The following is a 13,222-nucleotide window of genomic DNA, read 5'->3' as shown; positions in this document are numbered from 1 at the left end:
CCATCGCATGACCCGCGGGCGGGGTCCCAGCACGGGGCAATCCGGGCAGAGAGGTGGATTGCGGAAGGTGGGGAAGCTCACCGTGTCCGTCCGGTCCCGGACTCGTTGCACAGAGCAGTGATCATCGGGAAGGCGGCTGAAACGGTATGTCATACCCACCTGCACGGCCGGTAAGCATGACTTCCTCGGAAGTCAGGCCAAATCCCCGTCACCGGCCTACTCTTGTTGAGGTGAACCAACCTCAGGCCGTCGAGTCCGCACCCAAGCCCTCCGCCCGCCCCGGTGCCGTCCGTACCGGGTCCGACCTGCGCGCCCGGGTGCGGGCGTACGAGGCCGAGCTGATCGCCTTCCGCCGGGACCTGCACCGCCACCCCGAGCTCGGCCGCCAGGAGTTCCGCACCACCCGGCTGCTGCGCGAGCGGCTGGTGGCGGCCGGGCTCGCGCCCAAGGTGCTCCCCGGTGGTACCGGCATGATCGTGGACCTCGTGCCGCCGGGGGCCCGGCCCGGGACGCCCTTCCTGGCCTTCCGCGCGGACATCGACGCACTGCCGATCGACGACGCCAAGGCCGACGTCCCCTATCACTCCACCCTTCCGGGCCGGGCGCACGCCTGCGGGCACGACGTGCACACCTCCGTCGTGCTGGGAACCGCGCTGGTGCTGGCCGAGGCCCTGCAGGCGGGGGAGCTGAGGCAGCCGGTGCGGCTGATCTTCCAGCCGGCCGAGGAGGTGATGCCGGGCGGCGCGCTGGACGTGATCGAGGCGGGCGGCATGAAGGGGGTCGGCCGGATCTTCGCGGTGCACTGCGACCCCAGGGTCGAGGTCGGCCGGATCGGCCTGAAGATCGGTGCGATCACCTCGGCCTGCGACCGCCTGGAACTCCACCTGGACGGCCCCGGCGGCCACACCGCCCGCCCGCACCTGACCACCGACCTGGTGACGGCGGTGGCCAGGATGGCCGCCGACCTGCCGGCCGCGCTGGCCCGCCGGATGGACCCGCGCTGGGGCGTCAGCCTGGTCTGGGGCCGGATCGCCTCCGGCTCGGCACCGAACGTCATCCCGCAGCACGCCGAGCTGGAGGGTACGGTCCGCTGCCTGGAGCTGGCGGGCTGGCGCGAGGCGCCCGACGTGATGCACGAGCTGATCGCCAAGATCGCCGAGACCTACCGCGCCAAGTGGAGCCTCGACTACCACCGCGGCGTCCCGCCGGTGGTGAACGAGCACGAGTCGATCGGGCAGTTGGAGACGGCGATGAACGCCCGCTTCGCCCAGGACGGCGGCCCGGTGGTCGAGGACACCGAGCAGAGCCTCGGCGGCGAGGACTTCTCCTGGTACCTGGAGCACGCCCCCGGTGCGCTGGCCCGGCTCGGCGTCAGGGCCCCGCACGAGAAGGGGGTGCGGGACCTGCACCAGGGCGACTTCGACGTGGACGAGCGGGCGATCGGGATCGGCGTCGAGCTCTTCACGGCACTGGCGCTGGAGTACGCCCGGGTGTGAGAGGGGCGTCCGGTCGGGCCCGGAGCGGCTGTTGGACCGCCAGGTGGCCAACCGGCGGGCGGTGAACGGACTGTGCGGAATGGGGGCCTTGGCATAGGGTATTCAAGCACTGGCGCAGGGTGTTCGTTTCCGCACCCGATATTGACAGTTCGGGAGGTGCGAAGGCCGGGTTTTGTCCGCTTCGTCCGGGCATAGGACCACGTTTTGGTAACAACCCGAAGGCCTCCGCAGGCTGTAACCCAACTGTGTTCTACGCGCGTTACGGTGGCGCTCGACCACGCCAAACGGGTGTGTGAGAAGGAGAAATTCCCTTGCGCCGTTCAATGAAGCTCGCCGCGGTAGTGCTCTCGGGTTCCCTGGGCATCGCCTCGCTCGCCGCTTGCGGCGCAAAGAGCACCGACACCACCTCCTCCGGCTCGGGCAGCGGCTCCACCCTCAAGGTCGGTATGGCCTACGACATCGGTGGCCGTGGTGACCAGTCGTTCAACGACTCCGCCGCCAAGGGTCTCGACGACGCCAAGGCCCAGCTCGGCGTGAACGTCGCCGAGCAGGAGGCCAAGTCCGGTGAGGCCGAGGCCGACAAGGAGACCCGCCTCAAGACTCTGGTCAGCAACGGCTACAACCCGATCATCGCGGTCGGCTTCGTGTACCAGAGCGCGGTCGAGAAGGTCGCCAAGGACAACCCGAACGTCAAGTTCGCGATCATCGACTCCTCCTCCACCACCCAGCCCGGCAACGTCACCTCGCTGACCTTCTCGGAGCAGGAGGGCTCGTACCTGGCCGGTGTCGCCGCCGCGCTGAAGACCCAGACCAAGCACGTCGGCTTCGTCGGCGGTGTGCAGTCCGAGCTGATCAAGAAGTTCGAGGCCGGTTACAAGGCCGGTGTCGCCTCGGTCGACCCCAAGATCCAGGTCGAGACCACCTACCTCTCCACCCCGCCGGACACCACGGGCTTCAACGACCCGGGCAAGGGCAAGGAGGCCGCGCAGGGCCAGCTCGACAAGGGCGCGGACATCATCTACGCCGCCGCCGGTTCCTCCGGCTCGGGTGCCATCGAGGCCGTCTCGCAGAAGAAGGACGCCTGGGCGATCGGTGTCGACTCCGACCAGGCCAAGCAGCCGGCGCTGGCGAAGTACAAGGACGTCATCCTCACCTCGATGGTGAAGAACGTGAACGTCGCCGTGTTCCAGTACATCAAGGCGGCGAAGGACGGCAACCCGCTCACCGGCATCAAGAACTTCGACCTGAAGAGCGACGGTGTGCTGCTGTCCACCACCGGCAACCACATCGACGACATCAAGGGCAAGCTGGACGACGCCATCAAGGCGATCACCTCGGGTGCCACCAAGGTCCCGACCGTTCCGCAGAACTGACACCAGCCTCGCCTGCCGCTGCCGCCTGTCGGGCAGCGGAGATGATTGACGCACCATCAGGGAGGGGCCCGGCGGGTCGCGCATGACGCGCTCCACCGGGCCCCGTCCCGTCCCCTCAACCCCCCGTCTTGGCCCTCCAGCGCAACGACGCGCCTCCCGACCATCAGGAGATCGCCATCACCGCTTCCGAACCCGCTCTCAGCAAGAGCGGCAACCCCAGCGCGGGGACGGCGATACCGGCCGTCGAACTGCGCGGCATCACCAAGCGCTTCCCCGGTGTCGTGGCCAACCACGACATCAACCTCACCGTGCAGCCCGGTACCGTCCACGCCCTGATGGGCGAGAACGGCGCCGGCAAGTCCACGCTGATGAAGATCCTCTACGGGATGCAGCGGCCCGACGAGGGCACCATCGCCATCAACGGCGAGCAGGTCGAGCTCCACACCCCCGGCGACGCGATCGCGCGCGGCATCGGCATGGTGCACCAGCACTTCATGCTGGCCGACAACCTCACCGTCTGGGAGAACGTCGTCCTCGGCGGCGAGAAGCTGCACGGCATAGGCGCCAAGGCCAAGGCCAAGATCAAGGAGATCTCCGACCAGTACGGCCTGGGCGTGCGCCCGGACGCGCTGGTCGAGGACCTCGGCGTGGCCGACCGGCAGCGCGTCGAGATCCTCAAGGTGCTCTACCGCGGCGCCAAGATCCTGATCCTGGACGAGCCCACCGCCGTCCTGGTGCCGCAGGAGGTGAACGCGCTCTTCGACAACCTCCGCGAGCTCAAGTCCGAGGGCGTCACCGTCATCTTCATCTCGCACAAGCTGCACGAGGTGCTCTCGGTCGCCGACGCGATCAGCGTCATCCGCCGCGGCACCACCGTCGGCGACGCCGACCCGAAGAACGTCACCGCCCGGCAGCTCGCCGAGCTGATGGTCGGCGCCGAGCTGCCCTCCCCGGAGAGCCGCGAGTCCACCGTCACCGACGTGGAGATGCTCAAGGTCGAGGGCCTGCGGATCGCCAAGGCGGACGCCGAGGGCATCGAGCGCGTGGTCCTGGACGACATCTCGCTGAGCATCCGCAAGGGCGAGATCCTCGGTATCGCCGGTGTCGAGGGCAACGGCCAGGCCGAACTGGTCGAGGCCATCATGGGCATGCTGCCGCTGGACGCGGGCAGTGTCCTGCTGGACGGCCAGGACCTCTCCGGCAAGCTCACCCGGGCCCGCCGCGAGTCCGGCATCGGCTACATCCCCGAGGACCGCCACCGGCACGGCCTGCTGCTGGAGGCCCCGCTCTGGGAGAACCGCATCCTCGGCCACGTCACCGAGGCCCCCAACTCCAAGGGCGTCCTCCTCGACCCGGCCGCCGCCCGCAAGGACACCCAGCGGATCGTCGAGGAGTTCGATGTCCGCACCCCCGGGATCGACGTCACCGCCGCCTCGCTCTCCGGTGGCAACCAGCAGAAGCTGATCATCGGCCGCGAGATGGCCCACGACCCCAAGCTGCTGATCGCCGCCCACCCCACCCGTGGTGTGGACGTCGGCGCGCAGGCGCAGATCTGGGAGCACATCCGCACCGCGCAGCGCGAGGGCCTGGCGGTGCTGCTGATCTCCGCCGACCTGGACGAGCTGATCGGCCTCTCCGACACCATCCGGGTCATCTACCGCGGCCGCCTGGTCGCCGACGCCGACCCGGCCACGGTCACCGCCGAGGACCTGGGCACCGCGATGACCGGTGCGGCCACCGGCCACATCGAGTCCGATGCGGAGGCCGTCGAGGAGGACAGGGCCACCGCCGCCGAGGGCACCGAGACCGAGGCCGAGCACCCGCACCACGGCGAGTCGTCCGACGAGCCCACCGACACCGCCGACGGCAACACTCAGGCGGGGGAGTAACCCATGACCAGTAGTCCTGACACCGCCAAGCGCCCGGCGGCCAAGCGCTTCGACGGCGAGCGCGTCCTGCTCGGCCTCGCCGCGCCGCTGCTGGCCGTGCTGCTCTCGGTCGTGCTGTGCGCGGTCCTGCTCGCCGTCTCCGGCCGGGACCCGTTCAACGCGTTCAACACGATGCTGACCTACGGCACCAAGTCCGACGCGCAGGTGCTGACCCTCAACCGGGCCACCACCTACTACCTCGCCGGCATCGCGGTGGCCTTCGGCTTCCGGATGAACCTGTTCAACATCGGCGCCGAGGGCCAGTACAAGATCGCTGCGCTGTTCGCGGCTTTCGTCGGCACCCAGGTGAACCTGCCCGCGTTCATCCAGATCCCGCTGCTGATCGTCGTCGCCATGCTGGTCGGCGCCATCTGGGCCGGTATCGCCGGTGTCCTGAAGGTCACCCGGGGCGTCAGCGAGGTCATCTCGACCATCATGCTGAACTCCATCGCCACCGCGGTGGTCGGCCTGCTGCTCGTCCCCGGCGTCTTCGCGCCGAAGGTCAGCGGCACCAGCAACTCCATCCAGACCGACCCGGTCTCGGCCTCCAGCCACTTCTTCTCGCTGACCACCCAGGGCGGCCCGCTGTGGGGCTTCGTCTTCATCGCGGTCCTGGCCGGCGTGGTCTTCCAGCTGGTGCTCACCCGCACCCGCTTCGGCTTCGACCTGCGCGCCACCGGCCGCTCGGAGAGCGCCGCGCACGCCTCGGGCGTCAACGTCAAGCGCATGGTGCTCACCAGCATGCTGGTCTCCGGCGCGCTGGCCGGTCTGATCGGTCTGCCCGACCTGCTGCAGAACTCGTACTACTACGGCCAGAACTTCCAGCCCGGCCTGGGCTTCCTCGGTATCGCCATCGCCCTGCTCGGCCGCAACTCGCCGATCGGCATCGCCTTCTCGGCCCTGCTGTTCGCCTTCCTGGACGTCACCGCCGTCCAGCTGCCGTTCGCCGGCTACCCGCAGGAGATCGTCCAGGTCATGCAGGGTGTCATCGTCATCTGTGTCGTCGTCGCCTACGAGCTGGTGCGCCGCTTCGGTCTGAAGCGCCAGCAGCAGAGGGTCGGCGCCCAGCTCGCCGCGCAGGCCGCCGTGGCCGCCAAGAAGGAGGTGGCGGCATGAGCACCGCAACCGCTGCCGCTAAGCCCAAGGCCCTGGGCGGCAAGCCCGCCGGGAAGACCAAGCTCTCGACCCCGGTCGTGCTGCTGCTGATCGCCGGCGTCATCACCCTGTTCTCCGTGGTCGGCATGCTGACCGGCAACCACGGCCTGACCTCCTCCGGCCAGGTCGCCGCCGCCCTCGGCTCGGCCGTGCCGATCGCCCTCGCCGGTCTCGGCGGTCTGTGGGCGGAGCGGGCCGGTGTGGTCAACATCGGTCTCGAAGGAATGATGGTCGCCGGCACCTTCTGCGGCGCCTGGGCCGGCTACCTGGTCAACCCCTGGGTCGGCCTGCTCGCCGGTATGGCGGGCGGCGCGCTCGGCGGTCTGCTGCACGCGCTCGTCACCGTCACCTTCGGTGTCGACCACATCGTCTCCGGTGTCGGTATCAACCTGCTGATCCCCGGTATCTGCGCGTACGTCAACAAGATCTGCTACACCGACTACGTCGCCGACGGTGCCGGTGCCAACCAGTCCCCGCCGGCCAACTCGCTGCCGAACTTCACGGTGCCGGGGCTGTCGCACTGGCTGGACACCGTCGAGTCGCACCACTGGTTCCTGGTCTCCGACATCGCGGGCATCCTGGGTGGTGTGGTCACCAACCTCTCGGTGGTCATCCTGATCGCCGCCGCGCTGATCGTGGCCAGCTACTTCCTGCTCTGGCGCACCGTCTTCGGTCTGCGCCTGCGCTCCTGCGGCGAGAACCCGACGGCCGCCGAGTCGCTGGGCGTCAACGTGTACAAGTACAAGTACATCGCGGTCATCGTCTCCGGCGCCTTCGCGGGCCTGGCGGGCTCGTACCTCTCGCTGGTGGCGGCCCACTTCTACAAGGACGGGCAGACCCAGGGCCGCGGCTACATCGGTCTGGCCGCGATGATCTTCGGTAACTGGCTGCCGGGCGGCCTGGCCGCCGGTGCCGGCCTGTTCGGCTTCACCGACAGCCTCCAGCTGCGCGACGCCGACTCGGTCCACGTGCTCCTGATCGTGGTCGCCGTGGCGATGGCGCTGATGGCCCTGTGGCAGCTGTACCGGCGCAAGTTCACCGGCGCGATCGTCAGCTTCGTGGTGGCCGGCGGCCTGGCACTCTGGTTCACGACCACCGACTCGGTGCCGCGCCCGCTGATCGTCGCCACGCCGTACGTGATCACCCTGGTGGTGCTCGCACTGGCCTCGCAGCGGCTGCGACCGCCGAAGGCCGACGGACAGATCTACCGCAAGGGCCAGGGCAAGTGACCGCCGTACCGACCCCGGACTGGGAGCAACTGCGCGCCGCCGCCCGGGACGCCATGTCGCGCGCGTACGCGCCGTACAGCAAGTTCCCGGTCGGGGCCGCGGCCCTGGTCGACGACGGGCGCACCGTCACCGGCTGCAACGTGGAGAACGCCTCGTACGGGCTCGGCCTGTGCGCCGAGTGCGGCCTGGTCTCCGCGCTGCACGCATCCGGTGGCGGCCGGCTGGTGGCGTTCACCTGTGTGGACGGCGCCGGTGAGCTGCTGATGCCGTGCGGCCGCTGCCGCCAGCTGCTGTACGAGCACGGCGGTCCCGGGCTGCTGGTCGACCTGCCCTCGGGCGTGAAGACCATGGCCGAGGTCCTGCCGGACGCATTCGGGCCCGAACGGCTCTAGAACCCGTCTGGCATTCCCGCCGGAAGCGAATTGTCGGGCAAGCCCTGGCAAGGGCTCTTGTTACGCGCGTAGAGTGTCGCGAGAAGACCGGAATCCGGTCTTTTCGCGGCACTCTCCGTTTTTCGCGGCGATGTTTCCCATGGCGAATCCGGTAAACGAGTCGCCGATCGCATGCATGTGAGTTATTGACCCACCCTTTGGAGATTCCATGTCCATGGACGCCCCCTCCGTCATCCGGACCAAGCGCGATCGCGGTGAGCTGACTGACGCTCAGATCGACTGGGTGATCGACGCGTACACCCGCGGCGAGGTCGCCGACGAGCAGATGTCCGCCCTGGCCATGGCCATCCTGCTGAACGGCATGAACCTCCGGGAGATCAGCCGCTGGACCGACGCGATGATCCGCTCCGGGGTCCGGATGGACTTCTCCGAGCTGGGCGTGCCGACCTCCGACAAGCACTCGACCGGCGGCGTCGGCGACAAGATCACGCTGCCGCTGGCCCCGCTGGTCGCCGCCTGCGGCGCGGCCGTCCCCCAGCTCTCCGGCCGCGGCCTCGGCCACACCGGCGGCACCCTGGACAAGCTGGAGTCCATCCCCGGCTGGCGGGCGCTGCTCTCCAACGACGAGATGATGCAGGTGCTGCGCGACACCGGCGCCGTCATCTGCGCGGCGGGCGACGGCCTCGCCCCGGCCGACAAGAAGCTGTACGCGCTGCGCGATGTCACCGGCACGGTCGAGGCGATCCCGCTGATCGCCTCCTCGATCATGTCCAAGAAGATCGCCGAGGGCACCGGTGCGCTGGTCCTGGACGTCAAGGTCGGCTCCGGCGCGTTCATGAAGAACCTCGCCGACGCCCAGGAGCTCGCCCGCACCATGGTGGGCCTGGGCACCAACGCGGGCGTCAACACGGTCGCCCTGCTGACCGACATGTCCACCCCGCTCGGGCTGACCGCCGGCAACGCGCTGGAGGTCCGCGAGTCCGTCGAGGTGCTGGCGGGCGGCGGCCCGGCCGACGTGGTCGAGCTGACCGTCGCGCTGGCCCGCGAGATGCTCGCCGCGGCGGGTGTGCACGGCAAGGACCCGGCGGACGCGCTGCGCGACGGCTCCGCGATGGACCACTGGCGCCGCATGATCACCGCCCAGGGCGGCGACGTGGACGCCCCGCTCCCCCTCGCCCGCGAGCAGCACGTGATCACTGCCGCCGAGAGCGGCGTGCTCACCAGGCTGGACGCCTACGCCGTCGGTGTCTGCGCCTGGCGCCTCGGTGCCGGCCGCGCCCGCAAGGAGGACCCGGTGCAGGCCGGGGCCGGTGTCGAGATGCACTTCAAGCCGGGCGACACCGTCACGGCCGGCCAGCCGCTGCTGACCCTGCACACCGACACCCCCGAGCGCTACGACTACGCCATCGAGGCGCTGGCCGGCGGCGTCGAGATCTCCCCGGCGGGTACGGAGTTCACCCCGAACCCGATCGTCCTCGACCGGATCGCGTGATCCCCCGGTCCTGCTGACGTACGTGTCTGATGCCGGTGTGCTTCACGCGTACGTCAGCAGGACCGAGGTGTCGATCGTCCAGGGGCCGACGGTGACCGTGTCGCCGAACGCGAACTCCCTGCGGGAGGCGTAGCCGGGCCGGTCGTGGACGATGCCGGTGCCCTTGCGCGGGTCGACCAGCAGGTAGAGCGGGATGCCCATGGCCGCGTAGTCGCGGACCTTGTTCTCGTAGTCGTTCTCGGGGTTGGACTTGGAGACGACCTCGACGACCAGCAGCACCTCATGGGGCAGGAGGGCGGGCTGTGTCTCCTCCATCGCCTTCTCGGCGAAGACCATGAGGTCCGGGCAGCGGAGTCGGCCGAGTCCGACATCCTCGAGATCCGCGCCCGGGTGTGCGATGTACCCGGGGTGGGTGCCCGGCAGCTGCGCGTTCAGCTGGCGGGCGATTCGGATCACTGCCAGTTCGTGCCGCCTGACGGGCGACATCATCATCACGATCTCGCCGTCGGCGATCTCCACCTTGCTTATCCCGGGGATCCGCGGCAACTGGTCGGCGATCTCCCGCAGCCGGGCGTACACAGCCGGATCGATGCTCATGCCCGGAGTGTACCGACGGGGGCCGACCGCCGGGCGGCGATCGCCTGGCGGGTTGCGTAGAGGGTGACGGCGGCGGCGAGGGTCATCGCGACGAGGCCTACGGCGGCCGCGCCCCTCCAGCCGGTGGCGTGGTACTCGTCGGCGCCGATGGTGCCGCCGAGGCTGTTGCCGAGGTAGTAGGCGATCAGGTAGAGCGCGGAGGCCTGGGCGCGGCCGTGGGTGGCGGTGCGGCCGACCGAGGACGAGGCGGTGGCGTGCCCGGCGAAGAAGCCGGCGGTGATCAGGACCAGGCCGAGCAGCGCGCAGACCAGCGAGTCGGCGAGCGAGAGCAGCAGCCCGGCGGCGGTGGTGCCGATCGCGACGTACAGCGCGCCGCGCCGGCCGACGCGGCCGGCGAGCTTCCCGGCGTAGGCCGAGGTGGCGGTGCCGACCAGGTACACCGCGAAGATCGAGGCGGCCAGCGACTCGGGCAGGTGGAAGGGCGCGGCGATGAGCCGGTATCCGGCGGTGTTGTAGACCGCGCCGAACACGGACATGAACAGCAGCCCGAGTGCGTACAGCCGCAGCAGCAGCGGGTTGCGCAGATGGGCCGAGACCGTACGGGCCAGCGCGCGGGGGTCCACCGGGGCGCGGCGGAAGTTCCGGGCGGCCGGGATCAGCAGGCGGAACGCCAGGGTGGCCAGCAGGGCCATCGCGGCCGAGACGGCGAGGCCCCAGCGCCAGCCCCAGGCGGCGGCCGCCCAGCCGGAGACCAGGCGTCCGCCCATGCCGCCGATGCTGTTTCCCGCCACGTACAGGCCCATCGCGGAGGCCAGCGCGCTCGGGTGGATCTCCTCGGCGAGGTAGGCCATCGCGGTCGCGGGCAGTCCGGCGAGCGCGGCGCCCTGGAGCACCCGCAGCACCACCATGGTGGACAGGTCCGGCGCGAAGGGGAGGGCCAGGGCCAGTACGGAGGCGGCCACGGTCGACGCGGTCATCACGGCGGTACGGCCGAACCGGTCGGACAGCGCACTGGCCGGCAGCAGCGCCAGGGCCAGTCCCAGGGTGGCCGCCGAGGAGATCCAGCTCGCCTGCCCCGGTGTGAGGCCCAGGTCGGCGGAGAGGATCGGCAGCAGGCCCTGGGTGGAGTACAGCAGGACGAAGGTCGCGATACCGGCGGCGAACAGCGCGAGGTTGGCGCGGCGGAATCCGCGCTCGCCGGGACGGTGGCGGAGGTAGACGGGCTCGGCCCCGGTGGGAGCGGTGGGAGCGGGCTGGGCAAGGGCACCCGGTCGTGCTGCTGCGGATGCCCCCTCACTGGCAGGCGACATGGTTAGAAGGTAGGACCGCGCCGTTTGATGCGTCCAATACATGAATGGCCGAGAATTCATGCCGTGATGTATGAGAGCAGTTCACAGCCTGTGCGTATCGCCGAGCTCGGCCAGGACTCGTCCGTCGCCGGACTGGCACCGCAGCTGGTCCAGTTCGCGGCGGTGGCCCGGCTGGAGCACGTGACCCAGGCGGCGCAGCTGCTGGGCATGCCGCAGCCGACGCTCTCCCGGGCGGTGGCCAGGCTGGAGGCGGAGCTGGGCGTCGACCTGCTGGTCCGTCAGGGGCGTACGGTCCGGCTCACCCGGGCGGGCCGGCTGCTGCTCGGCTCGGTCGAACGGGCGCTGGCCGAACTGGAGCGCGGGGTCGAGCAGGCCCGCGCGGAGACCGACCCGGTGGCCGGGCGGGTGGCGTTCGGCTTCCTGCACACCATGGGGACGGACGCGGTGCCGGCGCTGCTGCGGGGCTTCAGGGCGGACCACCCGCAGGTGCGGTTCCAGCTGGTGCAGGACTACGTCGCGGCGATGCTGGAGCGGCTGCGCGCGGGCGAGCTGGACCTGTGCCTGGTCTCGCCGCTGCCGGACGCGCCCGATCTGACGGCCCGCCCGCTGGACGAACAGCGGCTCTACCTGACGGTCCCGGCCGACCACCGGCTCGCCGGGCGCCGCCGGATCCGGCTGGCCGAGGTGGCGGACGAGCCGTTCGTCGCGCTGGAGAAGGGGTACGGCCTGCGCGCGATCACGGACGCGTTCTGCGCGGAGGCCGGGTTCACGCCCAGGATCGCCTTCGAGGGGGAGGAGGCGGAGACGCTGCGGGGGCTGGTCGCGGCCGGGCTGGGGGTGTCACTGCTGCCACCCGGTCTCGTGCCGCGCCCCGGAGTGGTCGAACTGGAGGTGACGGCCCCGCGTACCCGCCGGGCGATCGGCCTGGCCTGGGTGGCCGGCCGACCGCTGACCGCGCCGACGGCGGCGTTCCGCGACTTCGTCCTCTCCCGCCGGGGGCGGCTGCTCGATCACGACTGACCGGAGGGAAGGCCGGGGCCCTCGTCAGGGCTGGGGGACCAGCGGGCGGGTGTCGGCGGCCACGGCCCCGGCGGTGCGGCGTTCGAGGGAGGCGGACAGCACGGCCAGGAGGAGGGCGGCGAAGGTCATCGCGGCACCCGCCAGGTTGGGCGCGGTGTAGCCGTACCCGGCGCTGATGACCACGCCGCCGAGCCACGCGGCCAGCGCGTTGCCCAGGTTGAACGCCCCGACGTTGACGGCGGAGGCCAGGGTGGGCGCGTCGGCGGTCTGGTCGAGCACCCGCTTCTGGAGCGGGGGCACGGTGGCGAAGCCGAAGACGCCGAGCAGCGGCAGGGTGATCGCGGCGGCGATCCGGCTGTGCGCGGTCACGGTGAACAGCGCCAGGGTCAGGCTGAGCGCGGCGAGCGAGACGTACAGCAGCGGCATCAGCGAGCGGTCGGCGTACCGTCCGCCGAGCAGGTTGCCGACCACCATGCCCGCACCGAACAGGACGAGCAGCCAGGTCACCGAGGATTCGGAGAAGCCGGCCGGGCCGGTCATCATCGGGGCTAGGTAGGTGACCGCGGCGAACACTCCGCCGAAGCCGAGCACGGTCATCGCCATCGCCAGCACCACCTGGATGTTGCGGAAGGCGGTCAGCTCGCGCCGGAGCAGGGTGGTGACCTCGGCGCGGGGCTGCTCGGGGATGAGCGCGGCGATCCCGGCCATGGCGGCCACGCCGATCGCGGAGACCAGGCCGAAGGTCACCCGCCAGCCGAAGTGCTGGCCGATCACGGTGCCGAGCGGGACACCCACCACGTTGGCGACGGTGAGACCGGTGAACATCAGTGCCAGGGCCGCCGCCTTGCGGTCGGGCGCGACCAGGTTGGCGGCGATCACCGAGCCGATGCCGAAGAACGCGCCGTGGGCGAGCGAGGCGACCACCCGTCCGGTGAGCATCAGGCCGAAGGTGGGGGCCAGCGCGGAGAGTGCGTTCCCCGCGATGAACAGGCCCATCAGCATCATCAGCATCCGCTTGCGCGGTACCCGGGTGCCGCGCGCGGTGAGTAGCGGGGCGCCCACCAGCACGCCGAGCGCGTAGCCGGTGACCAGGATGCCCGCGGTCGGGATGGACACCCCGTAGTCGTGGGCCACCTGCGGCAGCAGACCGCTGATCACGAACTCGGTGGTGCCGATCCCGAAGGCACCGATGGCCAGGGCCAGAAGTGCTAGGGGCATGGAGCCGTCCTC

Annotated in this window: 11 protein-coding genes; 8 read left to right on the top strand and 3 right to left on the bottom strand. The window is 70.5% G+C overall.

The features are described from left to right. Positions 1-230: 230 nt before the first annotated feature. The 7 genes from ACSMTC_RS14555 to ACSMTC_RS14525 all read left to right on the top strand — a co-directional run bounded on the left by ACSMTC_RS14555 (position 231) and on the right by ACSMTC_RS14525 (position 9,065). Positions 231-1,496 (top strand): amidohydrolase, encoded by a 1,266-nt coding sequence (locus ACSMTC_RS14555; RefSeq protein ID WP_436560115.1) that lies wholly within the window; start codon positions 231-233, stop codon positions 1,494-1,496. Positions 1,497-1,807: 311 nt separating this feature from the next. Further along, positions 1,808-2,869 (top strand): BMP family lipoprotein, encoded by a 1,062-nt coding sequence (locus tag ACSMTC_RS14550; RefSeq protein WP_436560114.1) that lies wholly within the window; start codon positions 1,808-1,810, stop codon positions 2,867-2,869. Between the two features lie 335 nt (positions 2,870-3,204). After that, complete coding sequence (locus tag ACSMTC_RS14545; protein WP_436564687.1) at positions 3,205-4,758, top strand: ABC transporter ATP-binding protein; 1,554 nt, start codon at positions 3,205-3,207, stop codon at positions 4,756-4,758. 3 nt (positions 4,759-4,761) lie between these two features. Next, the gene (locus ACSMTC_RS14540) at positions 4,762-5,913 is read left to right on the top strand and encodes an ABC transporter permease (RefSeq protein ID WP_436560113.1); all 1,152 of its coding nucleotides are present in this window, start codon (positions 4,762-4,764) and stop codon (positions 5,911-5,913) included. Beyond that, positions 5,910-7,181 (top strand): ABC transporter permease, encoded by a 1,272-nt coding sequence (locus ACSMTC_RS14535; protein WP_436560112.1) that lies wholly within the window; start codon positions 5,910-5,912, stop codon positions 7,179-7,181. Before ACSMTC_RS14540 ends, ACSMTC_RS14535 begins: the two co-directional genes overlap by 4 nt. Continuing rightward, positions 7,178-7,573 (top strand): cytidine deaminase, encoded by a 396-nt coding sequence (locus tag ACSMTC_RS14530; RefSeq protein ID WP_436560111.1) that lies wholly within the window; start codon positions 7,178-7,180, stop codon positions 7,571-7,573. Before ACSMTC_RS14535 ends, ACSMTC_RS14530 begins: the two co-directional genes overlap by 4 nt. Positions 7,574-7,781: 208 nt before the next feature. Continuing rightward, positions 7,782-9,065, top strand: coding sequence for a thymidine phosphorylase (locus ACSMTC_RS14525; protein WP_436560110.1), 1,284 nt, complete (start codon positions 7,782-7,784; stop codon positions 9,063-9,065). Between the two features lie 42 nt (positions 9,066-9,107). Here the strand turns inward: ACSMTC_RS14525 and ACSMTC_RS14520 are convergent, their stop codons facing one another. Beyond that, complete coding sequence (locus tag ACSMTC_RS14520; RefSeq protein WP_436560109.1) at positions 9,108-9,662, bottom strand: Uma2 family endonuclease; 555 nt, start codon at positions 9,660-9,662, stop codon at positions 9,108-9,110. Further along, positions 9,659-10,972 carry an MFS transporter gene (locus ACSMTC_RS14515; RefSeq protein ID WP_436560108.1) on the bottom strand — a complete coding sequence of 438 codons (1,314 nt, stop codon included), beginning with the start codon at positions 10,970-10,972 and terminating at the stop codon, positions 9,659-9,661. Before ACSMTC_RS14515 ends, ACSMTC_RS14520 begins: the two co-directional genes overlap by 4 nt. Before the next feature lie 66 nt (positions 10,973-11,038). Here ACSMTC_RS14515 and ACSMTC_RS14510 point away from each other — a divergent pair, with 66 nt between their 5' ends. Then, on the top strand, positions 11,039-11,992 hold the full coding sequence (locus tag ACSMTC_RS14510) for a LysR family transcriptional regulator (protein ID WP_436560107.1): 954 nt from the start codon (positions 11,039-11,041) through the stop codon (positions 11,990-11,992). A 24-nt stretch (positions 11,993-12,016) separates the two neighbouring features. On the opposite strand, the gene ACSMTC_RS14505 is transcribed toward ACSMTC_RS14510, so the two are convergent. Next, entirely contained in the window at positions 12,017-13,210 is a 1,194-nt protein-coding gene (locus ACSMTC_RS14505; protein ID WP_436560106.1) for an MFS transporter, read from the bottom strand. Positions 13,211-13,222: the final 12 nt, after the last annotated feature.

Source organism: Kitasatospora sp. HPM-01-4 (assembly GCF_051374625.1).
GTDB lineage: Bacteria > Actinomycetota > Actinomycetes > Streptomycetales > Streptomycetaceae > Kitasatospora.
Note: the sequence above shows the minus strand (reverse complement) of the source record. Positions and strands in the feature narration are given on the sequence as shown.

Bases quoted from the DNA above. Each gene is read 5' to 3' on its own strand.
- ACSMTC_RS14545 (WP_436564687.1), top strand. From the start codon at position 3,205: ATGGGCGAGAACGGCGCCGGCAAGTCCACGCTGATGAAGATCCTCTAC.
- ACSMTC_RS14540 (WP_436560113.1), top strand. From the start codon at position 4,762: ATGACCAGTAGTCCTGACACCGCCAAGCGCCCGGCGGCCAAGCGCTTC.
- ACSMTC_RS14535 (WP_436560112.1), top strand. From the start codon at position 5,910: ATGAGCACCGCAACCGCTGCCGCTAAGCCCAAGGCCCTGGGCGGCAAG.
- ACSMTC_RS14525 (WP_436560110.1), top strand. From the start codon at position 7,782: ATGTCCATGGACGCCCCCTCCGTCATCCGGACCAAGCGCGATCGCGGT.
- ACSMTC_RS14520 (WP_436560109.1), bottom strand. From the start codon at position 9,662: ATGAGCATCGATCCGGCTGTGTACGCCCGGCTGCGGGAGATCGCCGAC.
- ACSMTC_RS14515 (WP_436560108.1), bottom strand. From the start codon at position 10,972: ATGTCGCCTGCCAGTGAGGGGGCATCCGCAGCAGCACGACCGGGTGCC.
- ACSMTC_RS14510 (WP_436560107.1), top strand. From the start codon at position 11,039: ATGTATGAGAGCAGTTCACAGCCTGTGCGTATCGCCGAGCTCGGCCAG.
- ACSMTC_RS14505 (WP_436560106.1), bottom strand. From the start codon at position 13,210: ATGCCCCTAGCACTTCTGGCCCTGGCCATCGGTGCCTTCGGGATCGGC.